Annotated in this window: 33 protein-coding genes; 29 read left to right on the top strand and 4 right to left on the bottom strand. The window is 67.8% G+C overall.

The genetic code is table 11. The annotated features are described in order from the left end of the window. Nucleotides 1-351: 351 nt before the first annotated feature. From HEQ16_05215 to HEQ16_05205, 3 genes are all read right to left on the bottom strand, one after another. A complete protein-coding gene (locus HEQ16_05215) occupies nt 352-603 on the bottom strand; it encodes a hypothetical protein (protein MCO4053444.1) in 252 nt (83 codons plus the stop codon). Nucleotides 604-987: 384 nt separating this feature from the next. Then, on the bottom strand, nt 988-1,461 hold the full coding sequence (locus HEQ16_05210) for a hypothetical protein (protein MCO4053443.1): 474 nt from the start codon (nt 1,459-1,461) through the stop codon (nt 988-990). Beyond that, nucleotides 1,458-2,144, bottom strand: a complete 687-nt coding sequence (locus HEQ16_05205) for a helix-turn-helix transcriptional regulator (GenBank protein ID MCO4053442.1) — start codon at nt 2,142-2,144, stop codon at nt 1,458-1,460. The genes HEQ16_05210 and HEQ16_05205 overlap by 4 nt, the downstream gene beginning before the upstream one ends. A gap of 129 nt (nt 2,145-2,273) precedes the next feature. On the opposite strand from HEQ16_05205, the gene HEQ16_05200 reads away from it, so the two are divergent. From HEQ16_05200 to HEQ16_05120, 17 genes are all read left to right on the top strand, one after another. Beyond that, nucleotides 2,274-2,519, top strand: a complete 246-nt coding sequence (locus HEQ16_05200) for a transcriptional regulator (protein ID MCO4053441.1) — start codon at nt 2,274-2,276, stop codon at nt 2,517-2,519. 89 nt (nt 2,520-2,608) lie between these two features. Continuing rightward, nucleotides 2,609-3,439 carry a ParB N-terminal domain-containing protein gene (locus HEQ16_05195; GenBank protein ID MCO4053440.1) on the top strand — a complete coding sequence of 277 codons (831 nt, stop codon included), beginning with the start codon at nt 2,609-2,611 and terminating at the stop codon, nt 3,437-3,439. Then, a complete protein-coding gene (locus HEQ16_05190; GenBank protein MCO4053439.1) occupies nt 3,436-3,747 on the top strand; it encodes a hypothetical protein in 312 nt (103 codons plus the stop codon). The genes HEQ16_05195 and HEQ16_05190 overlap by 4 nt, the downstream gene beginning before the upstream one ends. Continuing rightward, nucleotides 3,744-5,915 (top strand): DDE-type integrase/transposase/recombinase, encoded by a 2,172-nt coding sequence (locus HEQ16_05185; protein MCO4053438.1) that lies wholly within the window; start codon nt 3,744-3,746, stop codon nt 5,913-5,915. The genes HEQ16_05190 and HEQ16_05185 overlap by 4 nt, the downstream gene beginning before the upstream one ends. Nucleotides 5,916-5,993: 78 nt before the next feature. After that, a complete protein-coding gene (locus HEQ16_05180) occupies nt 5,994-6,758 on the top strand; it encodes an AAA family ATPase (GenBank protein ID MCO4053437.1) in 765 nt (254 codons plus the stop codon). Continuing rightward, nucleotides 6,755-7,357 carry a hypothetical protein gene (locus HEQ16_05175; protein MCO4053436.1) on the top strand — a complete coding sequence of 201 codons (603 nt, stop codon included), beginning with the start codon at nt 6,755-6,757 and terminating at the stop codon, nt 7,355-7,357. Before HEQ16_05180 ends, HEQ16_05175 begins: the two co-directional genes overlap by 4 nt. Further along, nucleotides 7,354-7,764, top strand: a complete 411-nt coding sequence (locus tag HEQ16_05170; protein ID MCO4053435.1) for a transcriptional regulator — start codon at nt 7,354-7,356, stop codon at nt 7,762-7,764. The genes HEQ16_05175 and HEQ16_05170 overlap by 4 nt, the downstream gene beginning before the upstream one ends. Next, nucleotides 7,751-8,299 carry a hypothetical protein gene (locus HEQ16_05165; GenBank protein ID MCO4053434.1) on the top strand — a complete coding sequence of 183 codons (549 nt, stop codon included), beginning with the start codon at nt 7,751-7,753 and terminating at the stop codon, nt 8,297-8,299. Before HEQ16_05170 ends, HEQ16_05165 begins: the two co-directional genes overlap by 14 nt. Further along, the gene (locus tag HEQ16_05160; GenBank protein MCO4053433.1) at nt 8,296-8,568 is read left to right on the top strand and encodes a hypothetical protein; all 273 of its coding nucleotides are present in this window, start codon (nt 8,296-8,298) and stop codon (nt 8,566-8,568) included. Before HEQ16_05165 ends, HEQ16_05160 begins: the two co-directional genes overlap by 4 nt. Beyond that, nucleotides 8,565-9,074 carry a hypothetical protein gene (locus HEQ16_05155; GenBank protein MCO4053432.1) on the top strand — a complete coding sequence of 170 codons (510 nt, stop codon included), beginning with the start codon at nt 8,565-8,567 and terminating at the stop codon, nt 9,072-9,074. Before HEQ16_05160 ends, HEQ16_05155 begins: the two co-directional genes overlap by 4 nt. Continuing rightward, entirely contained in the window at nt 9,064-9,714 is a 651-nt protein-coding gene (locus HEQ16_05150; GenBank protein MCO4053431.1) for a DUF3164 family protein, read from the top strand. Before HEQ16_05155 ends, HEQ16_05150 begins: the two co-directional genes overlap by 11 nt. Before the next feature lie 10 nt (nt 9,715-9,724). Then, on the top strand, nt 9,725-9,955 hold the full coding sequence (locus HEQ16_05145; GenBank protein MCO4053430.1) for a hypothetical protein: 231 nt from the start codon (nt 9,725-9,727) through the stop codon (nt 9,953-9,955). Between the two features lie 48 nt (nt 9,956-10,003). Beyond that, nucleotides 10,004-10,276, top strand: coding sequence for a hypothetical protein (locus HEQ16_05140; protein MCO4053429.1), 273 nt, complete (start codon nt 10,004-10,006; stop codon nt 10,274-10,276). Then, entirely contained in the window at nt 10,273-10,536 is a 264-nt protein-coding gene (locus HEQ16_05135; GenBank protein MCO4053428.1) for a hypothetical protein, read from the top strand. The genes HEQ16_05140 and HEQ16_05135 overlap by 4 nt, the downstream gene beginning before the upstream one ends. Continuing rightward, on the top strand, nt 10,533-10,949 hold the full coding sequence (locus HEQ16_05130; GenBank protein MCO4053427.1) for a regulatory protein GemA: 417 nt from the start codon (nt 10,533-10,535) through the stop codon (nt 10,947-10,949). Before HEQ16_05135 ends, HEQ16_05130 begins: the two co-directional genes overlap by 4 nt. After that, the gene (locus tag HEQ16_05125; protein MCO4053426.1) at nt 10,949-12,016 is read left to right on the top strand and encodes a hypothetical protein; all 1,068 of its coding nucleotides are present in this window, start codon (nt 10,949-10,951) and stop codon (nt 12,014-12,016) included. Before HEQ16_05130 ends, HEQ16_05125 begins: the two co-directional genes overlap by 1 nt. A gap of 267 nt (nt 12,017-12,283) precedes the next feature. Further along, the gene (locus tag HEQ16_05120) at nt 12,284-12,583 is read left to right on the top strand and encodes a hypothetical protein (protein MCO4053425.1); all 300 of its coding nucleotides are present in this window, start codon (nt 12,284-12,286) and stop codon (nt 12,581-12,583) included. 20 nt (nt 12,584-12,603) lie between these two features. Here the strand turns inward: HEQ16_05120 and HEQ16_05115 are convergent, their stop codons facing one another. Beyond that, a complete protein-coding gene (locus HEQ16_05115) occupies nt 12,604-13,338 on the bottom strand; it encodes a hypothetical protein (protein ID MCO4053424.1) in 735 nt (244 codons plus the stop codon). Nucleotides 13,339-13,457: 119 nt separating this feature from the next. On the opposite strand from HEQ16_05115, the gene HEQ16_05110 reads away from it, so the two are divergent. The 12 genes from HEQ16_05110 (at nt 13,458) to HEQ16_05055 (ending at nt 20,888) form a co-directional block, all read left to right on the top strand. Next, complete coding sequence (locus HEQ16_05110) at nt 13,458-13,721, top strand: hypothetical protein (protein MCO4053423.1); 264 nt, start codon at nt 13,458-13,460, stop codon at nt 13,719-13,721. Further along, nucleotides 13,718-14,158: a hypothetical protein gene (locus tag HEQ16_05105; GenBank protein ID MCO4053422.1), complete on the top strand. Its 441-nt coding sequence runs from the start codon at nt 13,718-13,720 to the stop codon at nt 14,156-14,158. Before HEQ16_05110 ends, HEQ16_05105 begins: the two co-directional genes overlap by 4 nt. A 107-nt stretch (nt 14,159-14,265) precedes the next feature. Continuing rightward, the gene (locus tag HEQ16_05100) at nt 14,266-14,946 is read left to right on the top strand and encodes a hypothetical protein (GenBank protein ID MCO4053421.1); all 681 of its coding nucleotides are present in this window, start codon (nt 14,266-14,268) and stop codon (nt 14,944-14,946) included. Nucleotides 14,947-14,984: 38 nt separating this feature from the next. Then, nucleotides 14,985-15,218: a hypothetical protein gene (locus HEQ16_05095; protein MCO4053420.1), complete on the top strand. Its 234-nt coding sequence runs from the start codon at nt 14,985-14,987 to the stop codon at nt 15,216-15,218. After that, the gene (locus HEQ16_05090) at nt 15,218-15,448 is read left to right on the top strand and encodes a hypothetical protein (protein MCO4053419.1); all 231 of its coding nucleotides are present in this window, start codon (nt 15,218-15,220) and stop codon (nt 15,446-15,448) included. The genes HEQ16_05095 and HEQ16_05090 overlap by 1 nt, the downstream gene beginning before the upstream one ends. Then, nucleotides 15,438-15,683 carry a hypothetical protein gene (locus HEQ16_05085; protein MCO4053418.1) on the top strand — a complete coding sequence of 82 codons (246 nt, stop codon included), beginning with the start codon at nt 15,438-15,440 and terminating at the stop codon, nt 15,681-15,683. The genes HEQ16_05090 and HEQ16_05085 overlap by 11 nt, the downstream gene beginning before the upstream one ends. Next, nucleotides 15,683-16,318 (top strand): hypothetical protein, encoded by a 636-nt coding sequence (locus HEQ16_05080; protein MCO4053417.1) that lies wholly within the window; start codon nt 15,683-15,685, stop codon nt 16,316-16,318. The genes HEQ16_05085 and HEQ16_05080 overlap by 1 nt, the downstream gene beginning before the upstream one ends. Continuing rightward, on the top strand, nt 16,318-16,674 hold the full coding sequence (locus HEQ16_05075; protein MCO4053416.1) for a DUF2730 family protein: 357 nt from the start codon (nt 16,318-16,320) through the stop codon (nt 16,672-16,674). Before HEQ16_05080 ends, HEQ16_05075 begins: the two co-directional genes overlap by 1 nt. Next, nucleotides 16,671-16,973: a hypothetical protein gene (locus HEQ16_05070; protein MCO4053415.1), complete on the top strand. Its 303-nt coding sequence runs from the start codon at nt 16,671-16,673 to the stop codon at nt 16,971-16,973. Before HEQ16_05075 ends, HEQ16_05070 begins: the two co-directional genes overlap by 4 nt. Nucleotides 16,974-17,002: 29 nt before the next feature. Next, on the top strand, nt 17,003-17,602 hold the full coding sequence (locus HEQ16_05065) for a DUF3486 family protein (GenBank protein ID MCO4053414.1): 600 nt from the start codon (nt 17,003-17,005) through the stop codon (nt 17,600-17,602). Next, complete coding sequence (locus HEQ16_05060; protein MCO4053413.1) at nt 17,592-19,241, top strand: hypothetical protein; 1,650 nt, start codon at nt 17,592-17,594, stop codon at nt 19,239-19,241. Before HEQ16_05065 ends, HEQ16_05060 begins: the two co-directional genes overlap by 11 nt. Nucleotides 19,242-19,253: 12 nt before the next feature. Next, nucleotides 19,254-20,888 carry a DUF935 domain-containing protein gene (locus HEQ16_05055; GenBank protein ID MCO4053412.1) on the top strand — a complete coding sequence of 545 codons (1,635 nt, stop codon included), beginning with the start codon at nt 19,254-19,256 and terminating at the stop codon, nt 20,886-20,888. Nucleotides 20,889-20,942: the final 54 nt, after the last annotated feature.

The raw sequence follows: 20,942 nt of genomic DNA, 5'->3' as shown, positions 1-20,942 counted from the left end.
ATCAAGCTGCATTAGGGGAGAAGCGGGAATAGCCGGGATTTGGCGGGATTGCGCGGTGTTGGCTGGCGTTTCACGCGGCGAAATCATAGCGTTAGGGGGCGAATGATGCGGATGGAGGCGATAACGCATTGTTGGCCTGCCGCGAACGATCAAACCGCAGTAAACACCACGGGCCCCTGCTCGATTGCGCCTAAGTCATTGTTTTTCTGTCCCGCCCAAGCGGAAAGTGGGATGATTTTGGAGGCGGTTCGCCCTGTGCATCCCAGAAGCTCTTTATCACCGAAAAACAGGGACTTAGCGGAAAACCACGGCTCAAGGCGCCCACGCTAACTGGGATGCTGAAAAGGGCCTTCAACCGGCATTGAAGCGGTCGTCAGGCAGCCCATCAGTGGCCCCGCCGAGAGCATCCTGCAGCGCCCTGGCATAGATGCGCGCCACTGCCAGCGCCGCCTCGCTGCTCAAGCGCTTGACCTGCGTCGCGCGGCCGCTCTCGTTCTCGAAATACACGTAGCCGAGGCTGACGCCGCGAGCGTCTTCGATCACATAGGCCTCCTGGAGCTGACGCCGCCGGATAGGCGGCGCGATGCCATCCGGAGCGGTCAAAGCGGCTTCTCCTCGGCGGCAAGACTAGCCCGCTTCCCCCGCGTCGAGCGACCGCGCCCTCCGGAGCGGCGGCTTCCCGATGCACCGCCTGCGCCGGCCGCATCGTCATCGTCCGGGCGAGCGCATGTTCGTTTCGAGCGGCTTGCGGAGCCGTCATTGCAGATGAACAGAGACCCTTCGCAGCGCCTGACGCCGCCCTTTCGCCCGGAGCATGGACGGTTGCCGCGCGCCTCGGCTGCGCCGCCTGAGGTGCCGAGCAGAACGGACACCGCAAGAAGCGAGACGAACCGTCGCCGTGATGGCGTAGGCCATGTATTTGCTGATCTGGCGTCATGCTCTTGCGTCGACATGGCACTTCCCCTCGCCGTGGCAGGACGCGTTTCGTCAACGCGTCAGGTAAACCCGAAAGCTGTCCGGCTGCGTTGCCGAAAGCACGATGACGCCGCGTTCAAGGCGCTGCTCGCCGCGGCGCGTTGGCCCTGTTGCCTGATCGAGAAGCGTCGCCACCATGGCGCTTCTCTGCGCCGCGGTGCGATCATCAAAAGCTCCGACCAACACCCCCAGAATGCGACCGGCCTCAAGAGCGGCACGCCGCCGCTGAGCCTGTTCGCTGCTCGCGGGAATATAGAACGCCACCTCGTCAAGCTCGTCGCCGCCGCGCGCTTCTGCCCTGACATTCTCCCCGAGGGCGAACCGGCAATCGCGGTCTGCATCGCAGCTGATCTTTCGCAGGCTCATCGACACGCCTGCCTTCTTTGCAGCTGCGTTGAAGGCCTGGTGAAACGTATCGCTGGACCATGAGCCGGCCTGAGCGAGACCAGGTGCGAAGAACATAAAAGCGACGAGCAGCAGTCTCACACCACACCTCCTGACCAGAACACCTGGCCCATGATCTTCACCTGGTCGAGGTCATAACCCGAGAGGGTCTCGGGCGGGTATTTGTCGGCGTTGTCGCTGATCAGCGTCAATCCCTTTACGCCGAGCTGCAGGCGCTTGATGACTAGATCGTCGCCGATCATGAGCGCATAGATCTTGCCGTCGCTGGCCCTCGTGCGGGAGGTGTCCACAAGGCTCACCCCGCCGTCCTGAAGGGTTGGGAACATGCTGTCCCCCGAATGCTGGATGAACTGGGCGGATTGAACGCGAACGCCCAGCCGCTGCAGCAGCTGACGTGAGAACGGCAGCCTCCTGAGCACCTCGACGTCATGGTTCTGAATACCGGTTCCGGCGCTGCCGACCGCGCTCATGAGAGGAATCAGAACGGTATCGCTGTCTGCATGGTCGCCGCCGGCCATATCTGGCTGAGCGGATCGGCTTGTTGTGGCGCGATCACCCTTGCCAACAAGCCAATCCAGGCTGACATCGACCGCGCGCGCGATCCGCCCGAGCGTCAACGCCGGCGGCTCGCTTCCACCTCCGAGATATCGCGTCAAAGTCCGCTCCGGCACGCCCGAGATGCGCGCGACAACCCGCACGCCACCGGCTTGGGCCACAGCTTCTTTGAGCCGCTCAGCGAGCGCAGCTTCATCGTCGTTAGTCACAACCGGCCGATCTTACAAAAACTGGCTTGTCGCCATTGACAGATTAAGCCACATATGGCGTATTCCCCACAAGTGACCCGCACATGTGTGGTTAACACGCCAGACCTGGCTTGACGAGATGGACACCCAATGGCCGTGAATTGGAGCCGCGAGAAGATCCTCGCATCCCTGCGTGAGAAGGGCACAACCGCAGCAGCCCTCGCTGATCAATCGGGGATGTCGCGCTTCACCTTCTACAAGGGACTGACGACGCCGTACCCCAAGGTCCAGAACCTCATTGCCAGATCGCTGGGGCAACCGCCGCAAGTCATTTGGCCCGTGTTTTATGACGATTGCGGCCAGCGCCGCCACGTCATCAGGCGGAAGGCCGCGTGATGTCGGACGCGTTCATTCCGCCACGCGCGGTCACGACCGCCGACCTCCGTGACAATCTCGGTGACCGCGAGGTCGAGATCGACGCTATTGTGGTGCCCGAGCGCTTACGGCTTGTGAGCCGCGACCATGTCGAAGCGCTCGCCGTCAGCTTCAATGAGGCAGGGCAAGGTCAGGCTATCGCCGTTGCCGTCATGCCGGGCTCTAACTCGCTCCTGCTGGTCGATGGCGAGCATCGCTACGAAGCGGCCAAGCTGCTCGGATGGACCCGCATCCGCGTGTACGTGCGCGAGATGACGGACAGGGAGCGTGAGAAACACGAGATCCATGCCAACCTGATCCGCAACGAACTCAACGCGCTCGACAGAACCATCTTCGTTGGCAGGCTCTCGGAGATATTCGAGCGAGAGAACGCGCCGGAAGTTCGCGGGGGCGATCGAAAGTCAAAGAAGTGGCTGGAGAAAAATCAAAGGGAAAACTTGTCCCTTTGGTCTTCATTCGACAGCGAAGCGGCCCGCCGCGTTGGTCTGGCGGCGAAGACGATCCAACGGACGAGGGTGCTTTACAACACGCTCACCCCCGAAATCATCGCACACCTGCGCGCCTCGCCGATCGCCGACAATGGCCAGCAGCTGAAGCGCCTCGCCGAGATCGAGGACACCGAGGAGCGGCTGACTGTCGCCAGGACGCTCGCTGAAGGCGCACCGAATGTCGACCGGGCGAAGAACATCGCCGGCATCGGCGCACCACGGATCGACGATCCGGACGAGAAGGTGTTTCAGGCCTTCCTCGGCATCTGGGGCCGCGCCAGCAACAAGGCCCGCTCCTCCATCCGGCAATACGTCGCGCAGTTCGACGGGCCATTGGGCATGCGCGCTCCCGCCGCCCGCAAGGCAAAGGCCGCGAAGGGAGACGCATCATGAGGCTGTCAGTCCTCGAGATGAACGTGGGTCACGGGCTCTATGGAGCCTCTGGCGCAGCGAAAGACCTTCTGGACCTCATCGCGCAAGGTGACGGCCGCCTGCTGATGGCAGAGTTCTATGCCCGTGCGCGACGCCGCACCGGCAGCGTCCTTGTCGACATGGCGATCACGCCCCAGCTGGCTGCGCTTGAGGCTGCAGCGCTCGCGTGCAGGCTCGATGAGCGCATCTCGCCTGATCAATCCGCCGGCCTGATCGGGTTTGTCCTGGAGCGCATCATGCACGCGTTGCCCGAGGGGGCACGCCCATGAAGCTCTGGTACACGCCGTCGGAGCTCGCCGAGCTCGCCTTGCCGGAAATGCCGGCCACCAAGCGCAACATCAACGCGCTGGCCGCCCGCGAGGGCTGGGACCGCTTCGCTTCGCTGTGCCGCCCGCGCGAGGGCAAGGGCGGCGGGCTCGAGTATCATGTCCAGCTGCTGCCTGCAGCGGCGCGCGTGGCGCTCATCGGGGCGGAGCGCGGCGAGGACGCGGCGCTCGCCATCTTCGCCGCGCCCGATGCGCGGCCCGGCCTGCCCTCGCCTGCCATGCTGCAACGGGACGCGCGCATCGCCATTCTGGGCGCCTGGCGCGCCTTCCGCCGCACGGCCGAGCTCAAGGCCACGACGGCGATCATCTACTTCGTCGACCTCTACAACATCGGCAAGATCGACGCGCCGAAATGGGTGCTCGACACCATTCCGCGCCTGTCCGTGCGCACGCTCTCCGCATGGCTGGCCAAGGCCAAGGGCGGGGACATCGACGCGCTCGCGGTGGACCGTGGCGCTGCCCGGCGCGGCAAGGGGCTGCTCGATGTCTACAAGGATGGCGAGATCAGGCTGACGGCGCTGGGGCTCACGGCCCACAACCCGCACCTCTCGGCGGACCACATCCGCACGGTGCTGATCGACCGCTTCGGCGACACGCTCCAGCATGGCGGCCGCGCCCATCCCTTCCCAACGCTCAGGGCCTTTCAAGGGGCCTTGAAGCGCTGGCGCTCCGAACACCAGGATGAGCTGCTCGCGATCACCAATCCCGACGCCTTCAAGAGCACGCGCCGCGTCTCCGGCAGCTACCAGCACAAGGCCACGGCGCTGAATGCCTTCTGGCAGATCGACGCCTCGCCGGTGGATGCGCTGTGCACCGACGGCCGCCACGCGGTCTATGTCTGCATCGACTACTGGTCCCGCCGCCTCATCGTGCTGGTCACCAAGACGGCCCGCTCCGAGGCCGTGGGCCTCTTGATGCGCAAGGCGCTTCTCGCTTGGGGCGTTCCCGACCTCGTCAAGACCGACAACGGCTCGGACTTCGTGGCGCGCTGGACCAAGCGCCTCTTCGCCGCGCTCGAAATCGAGACCGAGACATCGACGCCCTTCTCGCCCGAGCAGAAGGGCGCGGTCGAGCGCGCCATCGGCACCTTCCAGCGCGATTTCTGCGCCACGCTGCCCGGCTTCGTCGGCCATTCGGTCGCGGACCGCAAGGTGATCGAGAGCCGCAAGGCCTTCTCCGCCAGGCTCGGCCTCGACGACGCGCGCGCCTTCAACGTAGAACTGACGGCGGCGGAGCTGCAGGCCCGTGCCGATGCCTGGGCGAATGACCGCTACGCCCACCGCGCCCATGGCGGGCTGGACGGCGAGACGCCCTTCGCGCGCGCCGCCTCCTGGCCGCACCCTGTCCGCCGGATCGAGGACGAGGCTGCGCTCGGCGTGCTGCTGGCTCCGATCGCGGGCGGCGACGGCACCCGCATCGTCGCCAAGCAGGGCCTCAAGATCGAGGGCAGCTGGTATCTCTCGCCAGACCTGATGCCCGGGACACGCGTGCTGGTCCGGCTCGATCCGGCCGATCTCGGCGCGGTCTGGTGCTTTGATCCCGACGCCGAGACCTATCTGGGAACGGCCATCTGCCCGGAGCTGCGCGGCATCGACCGCGCCACGGCGCTGGCCCAGGTCCGCGCGGCGCAAAAGCGCATCATCGCCGAGGGCACCGCGCCGATCCGGAAGGCCGCGGCCGCCTTCAAGCCGCGCGACGCGGCGGACGCCATTGCCCGGCAGGCTGCGATCAACGCTGGCAAGCTCGTCGAGCTGCCGCGCCGCGCCAGCCCCGTCTCGACCCCGGCGCTCGATGAAGCCGCGCTGGTGATGCCGGCCAAGGCTGGCCCCACGGCGCGCGAGATGACGGCGAAGGAGCGGGATCTGGCAGCCGAGATCGAGGCCGATCTCGCCGGCGCGCCGCAGCCCCGTCCGGAACCGGTTCGCAAGCTGCGGTCCGGGCCGACGCCCCAGCAGCTGTACCGCCGCTACCGGGAGCTCACCGAGCTGCTCGAGCTCGGCCAGGCGATCGCGCCGGAAGACACGCTCTGGATGGTGAGCTTCGCCGACAGCGCGGCCTTCCGGGCCATGGATGCGGCCTATCGGGATTTCGGGGAGGCGGCGTTGCGTTGAGCAGCCCCCAAAAGGCGAAGCCGCCCCGGGCGCAATCCGGAACGGCTTCTGTGCAGATCAAACTGAACGGAAGAGAGCATGACACACCCACCGCCTCCCGCACAAGCCCCGCCGACCACCAGCTTCGCGGCGCTGAAGAACGTCGTCCTGATGATGCAGCTGCACCAGCGGCTGAAGGATCGCGGCCCGCATCTGCCCGGCATCGGCGTGATGCACGGCTTCTCGGGCTACGGGAAGACCTATGCCGCGATCTACCTGAGCAACAAGACCAACGCAGCCCGCGTCGAGATCGGCGACAGCTGGACCAAGAAGACGCTGCTGCAGGCGATCCTCCGCGAGCTGGGCGAACCCCGGCCCAAGGGCACCATTCCGGCGCTCGCCGAGATGGCGATCGAGAAGCTGGCGGCCCGCGACGCGCCGCCGCTGATCATCGACGAGGCCGACAAGCTGATCGACAAGGGCATGATCGAGCTGGTGCGCGAGATCCACGAGAGCGCGCAGGTGCCGGTCATCCTGATCGGCGAGGAGGCGCTGCCGCACAAGCTGGAGCGCTCCGAGCGCACCCACAACCGGGTGCTCGAATGGGTCGCCGCCCAGCCCTGCGACGCGGCGGACACGAGGAAGCTCGCCGCGATCTTCGCGCCGCGCCTCTCCTTCGCGGACGACATCATCACCGCCATCATGACGGCGAGCCAGGGCAAGGCCCGGCGCATCGTCACCAACCTCGACCGCATCAAGGAATGGGCCTTCGAGCAGGGCGCGACCGAACTCAGCGCCGCCTCCTATTCAGGCGGCTTCCAGCCCGTCAGCGCGCCGCCCCGCCAGTCGAGGAGGGCGGCATGAAGCGCCACTCCCCACCCTCCGGGCTGAGCAGCCCGCAGCACTATTGGGCCGTGATGGTCGAGCTCAGCGACGCCCGCTTCTCGGTCGCCGACATCCACGGCCGTCAGAACGGCGCGAGCTACGGCACGGTCAAGAAGTACGTGTCGGCCTGCGTTGAGCAGGGAGCCATCATCAAGGTCGCCGAACGCCTCGGCATCGCCGGACGGATGATCGCGCTGTATCGCGTCGTCGACCGTCGCATGCCGGCCCCGATCCAGCGCCGGCCCGACTTCGCCGACGATCGCGGCCGGCGCGCCCAGCAGCTCTGGACCGCGATGCGCGCCCTGCGCAGCTTCACGGTCATCGAGCTGGCGGTCGCGGCCTCCACCGACACGGTCCAGATCAGCGCCCGCCGCGCCCGTGAGTTCGTCAAGGCGCTGGAGAAGGCGGGCTATGTCGCCGAACTCGGCTCGCGCCGGCTTGTGGGCCAGACGGCGCACTGGCGGCTGCTGCCCAACCGCAACACGGGGCCGCTCGCGCCGGCGATCACCAAGGCGGGCCTGGTCGACCGCAACCTGAGCGGGGCCGTTAACCTTAACAGATCGCGGAGGGCGGCATGAAGCGCGGCCCCCAGCCCGGAACTACCACCACCGACTTCCTCGCCAAGGCGCGCGCCGCCTGGGGCGAAGCTCTGCCGCCGGAGGTCGTCGCCCTCGCGCAAGCCTGCAACGCAGCAACGCAGAGCGCAGTTGCCGCCCGCGTCGGCTACTCGGCCGGCGCCGTCTCGGCCGTGCTCGCCAACAAGTATCTCGGCGACATGATCTCGGTCCGCGCCCGCATCCGGGGCGCACTGATGGCTGAGACGGTGATGTGCCCGATCCTCGGCGAGATCGGCCGGGACCGCTGCCTCACCGAGCAGAAGCGGCCCTTCGCCGCCACCAACAGCACCCGGGCGCGGCTCTACCACGCCTGCAAGACCTGCCCCAACCGAAGAGATCAGATGGAGGCTCCCGATGCAGCACGATGACCCCTCAGGCCTTGCGCCGCTCTCCACGCGCCTCCGGCATCTGCGCGGCCTGATGCGCCGCTATGTCCACAGCCACCAGCGCCCGACGGTGGACGCCTGCCGCGAGCTGGTCGACCAGCTCACCGACATGGCAGAGGCGGCGCAAAGGCTCGAGATCCGGGCCGACGATGCCGACGCCCTTGAGGCGGTGGCGCGGGATCTCGACCTGATCACCCATGCCGGCCGCGGCGGCCCATCCTCCAGTTTCCGCCCGCCCGCCATCTCGGAGAAGCGTGGCGAGATCGTCGAACTCCGCAGCCTGCTGGCGCGCCAGCAGGCGGAGCTGCAGGCCGCGCTCGATGCCGGCGACGCGGATGCGGCCGCGGCCCTGATCGCCAACCACGCCTTTGCCGACGTGACGGAGATGGTGCTGGCCGGGCCGGATCCGCGCAGCAAGGGCGCGGCCGAAACGGACCATCGCCGCAGCGCCTCTGTGGTCGTCCTCCCGGTCGTCCAGCGCACCCGCCACGGGCATGACGGCGGAGACGCCGCATGAGCCGCGTTCCTGATCAGCAGACCATGCTCGCCATCGCCGGCGCGCTCGATGCGCGGGACCGGCGCAGCAACCGGCCGGCGCTGGAGCTTCGCCCCGTCCTACGCCGCCCGCTTCTGCCCTCGGAAATCGCCGCCAACCTGCGCGGCATCGACCGGGACATCGGTGCGATCCTCAGCAGGCCGGCTGACCTCGCGGCCCGCGAGCTGACGCTGGCGGCCCTGGGCGGCCAGCTGCAGGCGCTGGCATGCGCGATCGAGGGCGACCGATGAAGGGCGTCATCACTGTCGCTCACATCATGAGCGTGGCCGCCGAGGTCTGGGGCGTCAGCGTCAGCGACATCCAGTCGACGCGGCGCGCCCAGCCCATCGTCGAGGCGCGCTTCGCCACGGCGGGGCTGGCGCGGGAGCTGACCACGGCCAGCTACACGATCATCGGCCGGGCGCTGTGCGACCTCGACCACACGCGCGCCCTGCATGGGGCGAGCCGCGCGGCCGAGCTGGTCGCCTCCGATCCCGCCTTCGCCCTGCGCTACGAGACCGCGCGCATGACGCTTTCCATCATGGAGCGCGCGAGCCTCACGCACCTGATCGAGAGCGTCGACCCCGTCGCGGTCGCCCGGCGCATCGATGAGGCCCCGCGCCGCGCGGCCATGCTGGCCACGGACGCCGAGATCGCCGCCATGGCCGCCCTGATCGTCAAGACCTTCGGGCCGGACGATGGCGAGCCGCTCGCCCTTTCCCTCACCCAGGATCTGGAGACCGAACATGCAGCCTGAGACATCGTCCATCATCGCAAGCCCCGTCATCGACGTCGGCGGCGCGCCCTACATGCGGGACGCCAAGGGCGCGCTCATCCCGCTGGCGCTCGTCAAGCCGGCCGACAAGCTCCAGGACGAGACCGTGCGCAAGGTCATGCGCTTTGCCGCCGAGCTCTCGGAACAGATCGCGCGCTTCAAGGCCCACACCTTCGCGGATCTCTACGGCTTCCAGGAGCTGCTGCAGCAGGAGTATGGCGGCAAGGCCGGCGGCTCGAAGGGCAACGTCACCTTCATGACCATCGACGGGCTGATGAAGGTCCAGATCCAGATTGCCGACCAGATCAGCTTCGGCCCGCAGCTGCAGGAAGCCAAGAAGCTGATCGACGAGTGCCTGCTCGAATGGGGCGCATCGAGCCGCCCCGAAATCCAGGCGCTCGTGGCCAAGGCCTTCTCGGTCGAGAAGGAGGGCCAGATCAACAAAGCCGAGCTGTTCATGATGATGCGGCTCGACATCGAGGACAGCCGCTGGATGAAGGCGATGGACGCGATCCGCGACGCCATCCGCGTGGTCGGCACCAAGGAGTATGTCCGCTTCTACCGCCGCGCCAAGGCCACCGATCCCTTCCAGCCGGTCACGATCGACCTGGCTGCGGCGTGAGGGGGCGGACATGGCCAACGAATTCAGAGTGAGCTGCCCGGTCACCGACACGGACATCGCGGACGCCATGCTCAATGACGCCGAGCTGTTCGCCTGCGTCTTCCACGAGATATCCGAGCAGATCGGGAAGCGCCCCATCGCCGAGATGCTCGACGAAGCCGTCGATCAGATGAGCAAGGAAGCCCGCGCCTTCGTGCGGGAGCTGGCCGGCGAGATCGATCGTGTCGACGCCAAGCCTTGATCGGCCCCGCGCACATCAACCGACCTCCCACCCCAACAGGAGCCTTCAATGACCGTTCAAGACATCAAGAAGCCCGAGACCGAGACCATCACGGCCGCCCACGACATCATCCTCAACGAGGACGCGCCGGAGCTTTCGATCGGCGACGTGGTCGCCATCACGGTCCGCTCCTGGGAGGGCGGCGAGCGCGAGATCAAGGGCGAGATCGCGGACCTCTATCTTCATGGCCGCGTCAAGCTGCGCATCGGCAGGAGCGCGGTGAACGTCTCGGCCCATGCCTGCCGCGTCGTGCTCGCCGCCAGCCACAGGAGGGCGGCGTGAAAGCCCGGCTCGACACGCGCCTCTCGCTCTATGGCGAGAAGCGGCTGACGGACGCGCAGGTCAGGCTCCTGCGAGCGGTTGCGGCCGATGCAGTCGACTTCCTGAAGCACGATGCGCGGACGATATGGTCGTTGGAGCGCCGGCACCTGATCGCATGGGCCGATGGCCGCGTTCATCTTCGCATGATGGACAACGGCATCAAGGTGCTCGCCGCAATCAACACCGCCTCCGCTCCGAGCACTGCGAGGAGCGCCCCATGAGCGCCCTCGCCAGGATCCACATTGCGAAGAAGCAGCTCGCGCTCGAGGAGGAGGACTATCGCGCCATCCTCGAGCGCGCCACGGGCAAGAGCTCGGCGAGGGAAATGACCGAAGCCGAGCGGGGCCGCGTGCTGGCGGAATTCGAGCGGCTGGGCTTCCGCGCCCGGCCGGCCCGCGCCGGGCGGCCAGCCCATGTCAGGCACATCTACGCGCTCTGGGGCGAGCTGCAGGCCTGCGGCGCGGTGGTCCGCGGCCCCAGGGGCGCGCCCGCCCTGCGCGCCTTCGTCAGGCGCCAGACGGGCGTCGCCGCCCCCGAATTCCTCTCCCCTGCCCAGAGCACATCCGTCACCGAAGCGCTGAAAGGCTGGATCGCCCGCATCAAGCAAGACCGAGCCAAGCAGGAGCAGGCCTGATGCCCTCATCGAAGCCGACGCTCGGCTATTCCAGCCGCACCGAAGCCGCCGTCGCGCTGCGCGCCGAGGGGCTGAGCGAGCCCGCGATCGCCGAGAAGATCGGCGTGAGCCGCAATGCCATCGCCGGCCTGCTGGCGAAGGCGAAGGACAACCGGCAGGCGCCCCAGATCGGGCGCGGCACTTCGAGAGGCAACGCCGACAGGCTTGCGGCCAAGGCTGCCGGCATCATGCTGAGCCATGAGGCGGCGCGGCCCATCCATCGGCCGACCTCGGACGGCGCGATGCGCGTGATCGAGCTGAAGCTGCCCGAGGCGCAGTTCGGCAAGCTGGTCGAGATGGCCCGCAAGGCAGCGCGCACCCCGTCGGCTTACGCCACGGACCTCTTCCAGGCCGCCTATTCAGCTCGCTGCGCGCCCACAGGCGACGTTGCGCTGGATGCCCAGGTGGGCAGGCTGGGTACGCCCGAGGTGCCGGCCGGGCCGATGATCGACATGATGATGGCCGAGCTCGATCACGTGCGGGCCGACCTGTGCGCGGCGCTCAAGGAAGCCGCCGGCTGGAAGAATGAGGCGAACAACGCCACCCATGAAATGGACGAACAGATCCGCAAGGCAGCGGAATGGCAGGCCATGGCGGCAAGCCTTGGCAGCCAGCTGGAAACCGCGCTGGCCGGGCACAAAGATGCCGAGCGGCGTTGCCGCCTCATGGCTCAAGCAGCAGATGAGACGAACGGCAAGATCTACGCGCTGCAGGAAGCGCTGCAGGCGCTGGGCGAAGAGCTTGGAGTGGAGCCGGGAGCGGAGCGCGTCGCCGGCCTGCGCGCTGTGTTCGTGCAGCAGGCCGAGGCTATCCAGCAGCTTATGGCGCGCGTCGCCGAGCTGAAGAACGGGCATGATGCCCATCCTCTTGATGCGCCAAACCAGACTGAGAGCGAGCCCCCGACCCTGACCGCCCTGCAGTTTCGCCAGGCGAAGAGCCTGCGCGCGGCCGGCAACAGCCTCGCTGAAATTGCTGCCGCGCTGGGCGTGGACGCCAGCCTGGTGCGCCAGTCGATGGGAGGCAAGTGATGAAGGGTGATCGTCAAAGGAAAGCCGCCCACAAGGCACGCAAGGTCAAAGGCAGGGCACAGGCGGAGCGCGAATTCCAAGGTGGCTGCCGGAGAAAAGTGGAGGTGCGCCGCGCGCCGGCTCCAGTCCTCGGGTTCCATGTGGCTGCTGGAGCATTGGCTGCGGCTGCCGCGATCTCCATGGTCAAGGGGAGACGCTGATGGTCGCCTATTCCTTCACTCGTTTAATGTGCCAAAACAGGTCGGCCTGCAACTTGGGAGCGCGGTCATGACCGCGCCCCGCATCTCGCTCAACCAGCAGATCGAGGCCGTGCGCCTCGCGGAGACCCGTCAACGCTCCTTCGCGGGCGGCCTCTCCGTGAAGCCGATGCGCGGCAAGAGCGCCGAGGAGTATGACCTCCAGCGCCTCGGCGCGGCGGCGCGGACGCTCGAATGGCTGGCTGCCAACGAGCCGGCGATCCGCGCTTTCGCTGCCGTGCCGGCCGACTGCCGCGAGGCGGCGCTCGCCATGGCCCTCGAGCTGGCGCGCAAGAACGATCTTGCCAGAGCCGGAGGGCCAAAGCGATGATCCAGACCGTTGCTCAGGCTCTATGGGGTCAGCCATTCAAGGCTCGCGCCGTCCAAGCCAATCACCTCGCCGGTAATGCTTCTACGGACGCGTCCGGTTACCCTGGCAAAACAATCCCGCTTGACGCCAACTTCCGAGCATCGGTCCAAGGCACGCTTTCGTACCGATCGATCAGCATCGCCATATCGCACGTTGATCATCACGGGGGTGCCAACGAAGCATCCAGCAAATTCGAGCCGGGCACCGACGATAACGCAATCCCTGATGGTAACGCGCTTGCCGATGAACTTCTTGTAGTCGAGGACAAAGTCTTCCCCAGCGAGAACAGGGGCTGCGGGCGTGACACGTTGCGCTCGCGCGGACGGGGACGGGGTGGGTGGAGTAGCCGCCCTCTGAGGGGCGTACTCGACAACAAGGTTCTTCAATCGAACCCCATCCGGGCCGAACAGACTGCCCGCGATCGTCCTGCAGCGCGTGAAAACCTGAAACGTGGCGTACTCGGAATTCACCTGGGCAAGAAGCTTCTCAACCGCCGGACCAAACCGACCGGTCTCTGCCAGGTCCTCGGGCGAAAGGCCAACGCGCCGTGTTTCCCGCATCAAGGTTGCTGCGTTGATCTCGGCCGCATCGCAATTCTCCAAAAGCACTCGTGCTCGAACAGCGTTCTCGATCATGGCCAGCTGTTCGGCCGTCTGCGCACTGGCCAAATTCAAAGCGGCAGTCATGAAGGCCGCAACCAGAAGAACAATACGCATGCTCTCACCCCTTTAAGACCCTGCGCACATCAATCTTTGCCAATGCCGTTCCGTCAAGCGGCGGGTGGCTTGCAGGCCAGGGACCGCAAGAACATCGCCAGGGCCGGAGGGCCAGCCCGATGACCCGCCTCAGGATCTCCGATCACGCCCTGGTGCGCTTCCTCGAGCGGGCCGGCGGGCTCGACATCGATGCCGTCCGCGCGGCGATGGCGGAGGGGCTCGGCCGCGCCGCCGGCATGGCGGAGGAGATGAGGGCCGGGCGCTACACCATCGTCGTCGACGGGCTGCGCTACGTGGTGGAGCGCGGCACGCTGGTGACCGTGCTCGATGGCGACATGACGGCGATCCGCCTGCGCGAGCCCGCCTCGGGGGACCGGGCGTGAGAGATGCGCTGCCCGCCATCCTGCAGGAGATCGCCGACGCGGTCGAAGCCGCGACGGGCGATGCCCGCGCCGGGCTCTCGGCCGCGCTCGCGGTCGCCGGGGCGCGCGGCGGGCAGAGGGTCTGGATCCCGCGCATCCCGGGTCCGCAGCACTGGCTCACCCTCGCAGCCGGCGAGGCGGCCGCCAGGGCCATCGGCGCACATTTCGGAACGGTTCAGGGCGCCGAGATCGAACTGCCCGCCAGCCCGGCCGGATCCTACCTTGCGGAGCAGCGCCGAAGGGCCCGCTTGATCGGAGACGCCATTCAGGCCAATCTGCCGGCCAACGAGATCGCCGCCCGGGCTGGCATCACCCGCCGCGCCGTGCTGAAGGCCAAGGCGAAGGCGCGCACGCGCCGGGCCGGCGACCAGCGCTCCCTCTTCGACGATACAGGCTGAAAGATGGCCGGCGGTGAACCGGTTCACCGCGCCGAATTCCGGGATTGAGCGGCTTGATGGGTGGCAACGAAGCGCCAATGCAGGCGCCCTTGCCGAGGCCCGCCGCCATGTCCGCCAAGCTCACCGCCAGCTCGCTCAAGAAACTCGAGCTTCTGCACCCCGACCTGCGCAAGGTCGTGATCCGCGCGGCCGAGATCACGGCGCAGCCCTTTCAGGTGATTGAGACGGCGCGCACGCTCGCACGGCAGAAGCAGCTGCTGAGGCGCGGCGCGACGCGCACGCTGCGATCCCGCCACATCCTCGCGCCGAACGGCCTCGCCCATGCCGTCGACGTCGTCGCCATGGTTGGCGGCCGCATCTCCTGGGAAGTGCCGCTCTATCATGTCATTGCCGACGCCATGCGCCGCGCCGCCACCGAGATGGGGGTCAGCGTCGAGTGGGGCGGCGACTGGAAGAGCTTCTTCGACGGTCCTCACTTCCAGCTGCCCTGGGCGGCCTATCCGGGCATCAAGGCCGTGACAGATCCCGCGCCGCCCCAGCCGAGCCAGGCGGAAGAGGCCACGCTCATGCCGGGCTCGAAGGGGCGCGCTGTCGCCGCCCTGCAGCGCGATCTGGCGGCACTTGGCTTCCCGCTCACTGACGATGGCGACTTCGGCCCGCGCACCCGCGCCGCCGTGCTGGCATGGACCGGCCAGCAGTTCGGGCCGGGCAAGGCCACCGACATCGTGACCGCCAAGGTGCGCGCCGCGCTCGACAAGGCGCTGCGGCAGGCCCGCCGCGCCGCCTGAAATCAACCTGTTTTCAACGCTGCCTGAAGGACCGTTCCATGACCGATCTGACCGCAACCCGGACCAAGCCCTGGTACGCATCGAAAGGCGTGCTCGGCCCGATCGTCGCCGGCCTTGCCCTCATCGCCAGCCTGTTCGGCGTCACCATCGATCCGGCCACGCAGGCCGTCATCGTCGACCAGGGCGTGGCGCTGCTCACGGCTGCCGTCACCTTCGGCGGCCTCGTCGTCGGCATCTGGGGCCGCGTCTCCGCGGTCAGGAAGATTGGCTGATGAGCGCCTTCCTCGCCAGCCTCGCCCATCTGTTCGCGCTGGCGCGCGGGCTGATGGACTGGGCGCGCGAGAGGGCGAGGGAGCATGCCATCCGGACGGCGGAGGCCGACCGGATCACGGCGGAACAGGAGCGCGCTGCGCGGGAGGCCGAACATGCGGCGAATGACGAACTTGGCGCTCCTCGCGATCGCGGCAATGTGGTTGAGCGGCTGCGCCGGAATGGCTTTTGACGAGGCGTTTTCTGATCGGCCGGTCACGCTGGCCGCAGCTCCGCGCATCGAGCTGAAGGCCTATCCGCCGGCCGAGCAGGCCGGGCTCGCCTACGAGATCACACGCGCCACGGCCATGGACATCTGGCCCGACTATGTCGCCGATTACGGAATGCTGCGCCGCGCTGTCTGCGCGGCCGAGGGCTGGCGCCAGCCGGCCTGCCGGGCGATCCGGCGAAGCGAGGGGCAAAGCTGATGCGCTGGTTGACGGCCTTCTTCCTGTTCTGCGTGGCCCTTGCCGGCCCGCATCTCGAGCTTCGCCGGGACACCGGCGAAGGACTGCCCGCGGGGGTTCTTTCCCTGGGCGTTTCCTCCCTTGACTTCCCCGGCGCGGCGGCATCCCCGGCAGCGGGCGACAAGCGCGCCTCTGCCGCCGCGAGGCGCGCGCCGGGGCCTTTCAGGGTCGAGGTGCTGGCCGTGCTCGATGGCGACACGGTCGAGGTCAGGTTCATGGACGGGCCTTGCGGCCGTCTGCCCTGCATCGGGCAGGAAGCGTCGATCCGGATACTGAACATCGACGCGCCCGAGGCCCATGCCTGCCGATCGAGATCCCGCTCCCGTTCAGGGGGAGCAAGCTGCGCGGCCTGCCCGGCCGAGCACGCCCTGGGACAACAGGCGCTGGCGTTCACGCGGGACCTGGTTGTGGGCCAGGCAACCCGCACCCTGAACGTGCGGCCGGACAAGTTTCACGGGCGCGTCGTCGCCGAGCTGCAGGTGCTCAAGGGCGGCACCTGGCTCTCGGTCGGCGGCGCGCTGATCGAGGCCGGCCTCGCCGTGCCCTATGACGGCCGCGCCAAGCGCAAGCCCTGGTGCAGGCGGAAGACAGGCTGATGGACATCGCAGTGCTCGAATTCGTCCGGTCCTATGGCGGCGCGCTCGCGCTGATGGGCTCGCTCGCCACCATCCTCATCGCAACCAAGTTCGTGACCAAGGAAGCCTTCGCCAAGGAGGCGGGCATTCTGGACGGCCGCATCAGGACGCTCGAGGGCAAGATCGACACGGCCGAGGACCGCATCCTCAAGGTCGAGAACGCGATCGCACACCTGCCCGACAAGACCGGTTTCCACCGCATGGAGATCGCGATGACCGAGCTCAAGGGCCAGCTCGCGGCCATGGACGAGCGCCTCAAGCCTGTCGCGCGCATGGCGGAGCGAATGCACGAACACATGCTGGACACCACCAAATGAGCGACTTCGAGACACGGCTGAAACTGGAGGCGCGCCTCGTCATCCTGAAGGCGCTGGGCGAGCAGCCGAACGGCACCTTGTCGTCTTCTCTGCTCGAGCCTGAGCTTCAGCTGTTCGGGATCGACCGCACGCGGGCGTGGATCCACATGCAGATCCGGCATCTCGCCGACCTCGGCGCCGTCAAGGCCTCTGAACAGGGGACGGTGCTCGTCGCGACCCTGACCACGCTCGGCCGCGACCACCTGGCCCGCCGCATCCGTCTTGAAGGCGTCAAGCCGCCCTCCGATCCGGAGGCGTGAGCGATGAAGCCGGAGCGGGATCGCATGTCATGAAAAGAGGTCGCGGCCGGCTCTCTTCCATCGACCTCCTGCCGGAATGGGCCGAGCCCGCCGTGCAGGCGGCGCTTGGCAAGCTGCGCGACAATGATCTGCCGCAGATCGAGATCCTCGATCAGTTCAATGCGGAGCTGCGGGCGTTGGCCTTTGCAGCGGGCGTCATGGACCCGCCGCAGATCTCGTCCTCGGCCTTCAACCGCAAGACCATGCGCCTGGCAGCCCATGGTCGCCGGCTCGCCGAGACGCGCGAGATCGCCACGGCGCTGGCCAGCAAGCTCGAGCAGGGCGGCGACGAGGATCTGACCCTCATGCTGGCCGAGACCATCAAGACGCTGATCTTCGAGATGCTCGAACGCGCCGACGGCGTGCCGGCCGCCGACTGGTCGGCCGAGATGATGGCCAACTTCGCGCTGGCGCTGAAGAACGCCGAGCAGGCCAAGAAGGTCACGGCCGACATGAAGATCCTGATCGAGAAGAATTTCGCCAAGCAGGCCGAGGCGGCGATCGAGAAGGTTGGCGCGCTGCGCGGGCTGTCGCCAGAGGCCAAGCGCGAGTTCCGGCGCGAGCTCTTCGGGGTCCGCGATGGCGCCTGACGAGCCCGACGACGTCAGCGCGAGGCCGTCGCGCGATGAATGGGCGCTGCTGCGCGCAGCCCAGGGCCGCGCCACGCCGGAGAGCTGGGAAGAGACGCCGGCGCTGCTGAACTACCAGCGCGCGATCGGCCAGGCCTGCGAGGACCATGACGTCGTCTTCGTCGAGAAGAGCCGCCGCACCGGGGCGACCTGGGGAGCCGCGGCCGACGCCGTGCTGCGCTCCGCATCGAGCCGCGCCGATGGCGGCATGGACACGCTCTACATGGGCACCAGCCATGACATGGCGAAGGAGTTCATCGACGCGGCCGCGATGTGGGCGCGCCTGTTCGAACGCGCCGCCGGCACGATGTCCGAGGTCCTGTTCGACGACGGCTCCGACAAGGGCATCCAGGCGCTCAAGATCGACTTCGCCTCGGGCTTCTCGATCGTCGCGCTCTCGTCGAAGCCGCGCTCGCTGCGCGGCCGGCAGGGCTTCGCGATCCTCGACGAGGCGGCCTTCGTCGACAACCTCGCCGAGCTGCTCAAGGCCGCGCTCGCCTTCCTGGTCTGGGGCGGCAAGGTTCTGGTGATCTCGACACACAACGGCGCGGACAACCCGTTCAATCAGGTCATCACCGACATTCGAGCCGGCCGCGCCCGCTACGGCCTCGTCCGCTTCGACCTGGATGAGGCGCTGGCCGACGGACTGTTCGAGCGCATCTGTCTCGTCAATGGCGGCAAGCATGGCGCCTGGTCGCCAGCAGCCGAGGCCGACTGGCGCGAGAAGCTGGTCGACGACTACCGCGACGGCGCGGACGAGGAACTCTACTGCATCCCGTCACAGGGGTCCGGCGTGTTCCTGCCCGGCCCGCTGATCGAGGCGCGCATGCATGACGCGCCGGTGCTTCGGCTCTCCGTGCCCGTCTCGTTCACGCACCTGCCGGCCCATCGTCGCCGTGCCGAGATCGGCGCGTGGATCGACGACGAACTCAAGCCCGCCATGCTGGCGGGGCTCGACCCCATGCTGCAATCGGCGCTCGGCATGGACGTCGGCCGCTACCGCGACCTGAGCGTGCTGGCCCCGCTCCAGATCGGCCGCACCATGCGCCGGGTCTGCCCTTTCCTCATCGAGATGGACCGCCTGCCCTTCGAACAGCAGACGCAGGTGGCGGTTGCTCTCTGGCAGGGATTGCCGCGCCGCATCGCATTCAAGGTCGATGCCACCGGCATCGGGGCTGGCATGGCCGAGGAGCTCGCGCTGCAGCACGGGGCCGAGGCGGTGCGGATCACGCTGGAATTCTACCGGCTGGTCATGCCGCCCTTCAAGGCGGCCTTCGAGGACGACATGATCCTGATCCCGCGCGACGCGGACGTCGCGGCCGACCTGCGCGCTCTCAAGGTGCTGCGCGGCGTGGCGACCCTGCCGGCCCTGCGCAAGGCATCGGCCGGGGGCGGCACGCGCCATGGCGACGCGGCGATCGCATTGGCGCTGGCCTATGAGGCGACGCGCGCGGCCGGCGCGATGGACTATGGCTACCAATCGGCACGCGCGCGGCCGGATCGCGACGGCGCCGACGCCCGCACGGGCCTGCGCCTGCGGTCGACGATGGATGACATGCGCGACGTCATGGTCGGGCGCAGGCCCGACGGGCTCTGGTGAGGAGACACGGCGATGGCAACGTCAACATCGATCCTGGGCATTGACGGACGGCCGCTCGTCGGTGCCGACGGGCTGGCGCTCAAGCCCCGGGCGCTGACCCGCGAGGTCGAGCTGCCGACCATCTCCGGCGTGCGCCAGCTCTTCGGCGAGACGGTCGCCGCAGGCCTTCTGCCCGGACGGCTCGCCGCCACGCTGCGCCGGGCGCAGGAAGGCGACATGCGCGACTTCCTGACCCTCGCCGAGGAAATGGAGGAGCGCGAGCTCCAATACGCCTCGGTGCTGTCCACGAGGAAGCGCGCGATCGCCGGCATCGAGCCCGTGCTCAAGGGACGGCAGGCGAAGCAGAAGGCGGACGAGATCGCCGACGCCATCCGCGAGGACATTCTCGACCGGCCGGAATTCGGTGAGCTGATCGACGATCTGCTGGACGGTCTCGGCAAGGGCTATGCTGCCGTCGAGATCATCTGGGAGACGGGCGCCAGGCGCTGGCGGCCCGCCCGGTTCAAGCGGCATGATCCGCGCGTCTTCCAGTTTGACCGCGAGACACTGTCGGAGCTCAGGCTGCGCGCCGACGCCAACGCCGACGGCGTGCCGCTCGATCCCCTGAAATGGATCATCCACTGCCCAAGGCTCAAATCGGGACTGCCGGCGCGGTCCGGTCTCGCGCGCCTCGCTGCCTGGGCCTTCATGATGAAGAGCTTCACCATGAAGGACTGGATGACCTTTCTCGAGGTCTACGGCATGCCGCTGCGCCTCGGCAAATACGGCCCCGGAGCCTCGGCAGAGGACAAGGCCGTGCTGCTCCGGGCGGTGCGCGATCTCGGCTCGGATGCGGCCGCGATCATTCCCCTGTCGATGGAGATCGAGTTCGTCGAGAGCAAGGGCTTCTCCGAGAAGCCCTTTGAGGGCATGGCCGACTATCTCGACAAGCAGATCTCCAAGGCCATCATCGGCCAGACCATGACGGCCGATGCCGGCTCCTCCAAGGCGCAGGCCGAGGTGCACGACCTGGTGCGCACCGACATCAAGAAGGCCGATGCCGACCAGCTCGCCGCCACGCTCAACCGGATGCTGATCGAGCCCTATGTTGCCGTGAACTTCGGCCCCAACGCTCATGGCGCGTGGCGCGTGGCTCTGCCGGTCAGGGTGGCGCGGGACATCACGGCGCTGGCCGACGCGCTGCACAAGCTGGTGCCGCTCGGGCTCAAGGTCCGCCAGGACGAGGTACGCGAGCCGCTCGGCCTGACCGACCCCGAGGATGACGACGAGGTGCTGTCGCCGCCGGCCGCTGCCCCTGCAACGCCAGAAAGAGCCACGCCCGCGCCGCCGCCTGCCACAGCGCTCAACAGCCTCTTCGACAGGGCAGGCTGCCCCGGCTGCGGCGAGACAAGGCGGGCGCTGAACACCGCGGCCGAGACGGACGAGATCGACAAGCTGGTCGACGAGCTGATGGCCGACTGGCGGCCGGATCTCGCGCCCATCGTCGAAGCGGTCACTGAGGCAGCCGCTCAGGCGCAGAGCTACGCAGCCTTCGAGGAGGCGCTGAACGCCATGGCCGCGACCCTGCCGGTTGCCCGGCTGGCGCGCCGGATCGCGGTCGGCACGCTCATCGGACGCGCCGCCAAGCGGCCCGAGGCTTCGGAATGATCCGAGAAGCGGTTTTAAAGCGGGCAGGACGGCCAAGAGCAGGTTGCCACGCGC

Source organism: Bosea sp. (in: a-proteobacteria), assembly GCA_023910605.1.
Taxonomy (GTDB): Bacteria; Pseudomonadota; Alphaproteobacteria; order Rhizobiales; family Beijerinckiaceae; genus Allobosea.
The sequence above is the reverse complement of the archived record's forward strand: the minus strand, read 5'-3'. Positions and strand labels throughout refer to the sequence as shown.

Bases quoted from the DNA above. Each gene is read 5' to 3' on its own strand.
- HEQ16_05130 (MCO4053427.1), top strand. From the start codon at position 10,533: ATGAGCGCCCTCGCCAGGATCCACATTGCGAAGAAGCAGCTCGCGCTC.
- HEQ16_05160 (MCO4053433.1), top strand. From the start codon at position 8,296: ATGAGCCGCGTTCCTGATCAGCAGACCATGCTCGCCATCGCCGGCGCG.
- HEQ16_05085 (MCO4053418.1), top strand. From the start codon at position 15,438: ATGGCTTTTGACGAGGCGTTTTCTGATCGGCCGGTCACGCTGGCCGCA.
- HEQ16_05190 (MCO4053439.1), top strand. From the start codon at position 3,436: ATGAGGCTGTCAGTCCTCGAGATGAACGTGGGTCACGGGCTCTATGGA.
- HEQ16_05180 (MCO4053437.1), top strand. From the start codon at position 5,994: ATGACACACCCACCGCCTCCCGCACAAGCCCCGCCGACCACCAGCTTC.
- HEQ16_05120 (MCO4053425.1), top strand. From the start codon at position 12,284: ATGACCGCGCCCCGCATCTCGCTCAACCAGCAGATCGAGGCCGTGCGC.
- HEQ16_05185 (MCO4053438.1), top strand. From the start codon at position 3,744: ATGAAGCTCTGGTACACGCCGTCGGAGCTCGCCGAGCTCGCCTTGCCG.
- HEQ16_05075 (MCO4053416.1), top strand. From the start codon at position 16,318: ATGGACATCGCAGTGCTCGAATTCGTCCGGTCCTATGGCGGCGCGCTC.
- HEQ16_05060 (MCO4053413.1), top strand. From the start codon at position 17,592: ATGGCGCCTGACGAGCCCGACGACGTCAGCGCGAGGCCGTCGCGCGAT.
- HEQ16_05065 (MCO4053414.1), top strand. From the start codon at position 17,003: ATGAAAAGAGGTCGCGGCCGGCTCTCTTCCATCGACCTCCTGCCGGAA.
- HEQ16_05170 (MCO4053435.1), top strand. From the start codon at position 7,354: ATGAAGCGCGGCCCCCAGCCCGGAACTACCACCACCGACTTCCTCGCC.
- HEQ16_05110 (MCO4053423.1), top strand. From the start codon at position 13,458: ATGACCCGCCTCAGGATCTCCGATCACGCCCTGGTGCGCTTCCTCGAG.
- HEQ16_05165 (MCO4053434.1), top strand. From the start codon at position 7,751: ATGCAGCACGATGACCCCTCAGGCCTTGCGCCGCTCTCCACGCGCCTC.
- HEQ16_05145 (MCO4053430.1), top strand. From the start codon at position 9,725: ATGGCCAACGAATTCAGAGTGAGCTGCCCGGTCACCGACACGGACATC.
- HEQ16_05080 (MCO4053417.1), top strand. From the start codon at position 15,683: ATGCGCTGGTTGACGGCCTTCTTCCTGTTCTGCGTGGCCCTTGCCGGC.
- HEQ16_05090 (MCO4053419.1), top strand. From the start codon at position 15,218: ATGAGCGCCTTCCTCGCCAGCCTCGCCCATCTGTTCGCGCTGGCGCGC.
- HEQ16_05200 (MCO4053441.1), top strand. From the start codon at position 2,274: ATGGCCGTGAATTGGAGCCGCGAGAAGATCCTCGCATCCCTGCGTGAG.
- HEQ16_05140 (MCO4053429.1), top strand. From the start codon at position 10,004: ATGACCGTTCAAGACATCAAGAAGCCCGAGACCGAGACCATCACGGCC.
- HEQ16_05100 (MCO4053421.1), top strand. From the start codon at position 14,266: ATGTCCGCCAAGCTCACCGCCAGCTCGCTCAAGAAACTCGAGCTTCTG.
- HEQ16_05155 (MCO4053432.1), top strand. From the start codon at position 8,565: ATGAAGGGCGTCATCACTGTCGCTCACATCATGAGCGTGGCCGCCGAG.
- HEQ16_05095 (MCO4053420.1), top strand. From the start codon at position 14,985: ATGACCGATCTGACCGCAACCCGGACCAAGCCCTGGTACGCATCGAAA.
- HEQ16_05115 (MCO4053424.1), bottom strand. From the start codon at position 13,338: ATGCGTATTGTTCTTCTGGTTGCGGCCTTCATGACTGCCGCTTTGAAT.
- HEQ16_05175 (MCO4053436.1), top strand. From the start codon at position 6,755: ATGAAGCGCCACTCCCCACCCTCCGGGCTGAGCAGCCCGCAGCACTAT.
- HEQ16_05125 (MCO4053426.1), top strand. From the start codon at position 10,949: ATGCCCTCATCGAAGCCGACGCTCGGCTATTCCAGCCGCACCGAAGCC.
- HEQ16_05055 (MCO4053412.1), top strand. From the start codon at position 19,254: ATGGCAACGTCAACATCGATCCTGGGCATTGACGGACGGCCGCTCGTC.
- HEQ16_05070 (MCO4053415.1), top strand. From the start codon at position 16,671: ATGAGCGACTTCGAGACACGGCTGAAACTGGAGGCGCGCCTCGTCATC.
- HEQ16_05150 (MCO4053431.1), top strand. From the start codon at position 9,064: ATGCAGCCTGAGACATCGTCCATCATCGCAAGCCCCGTCATCGACGTC.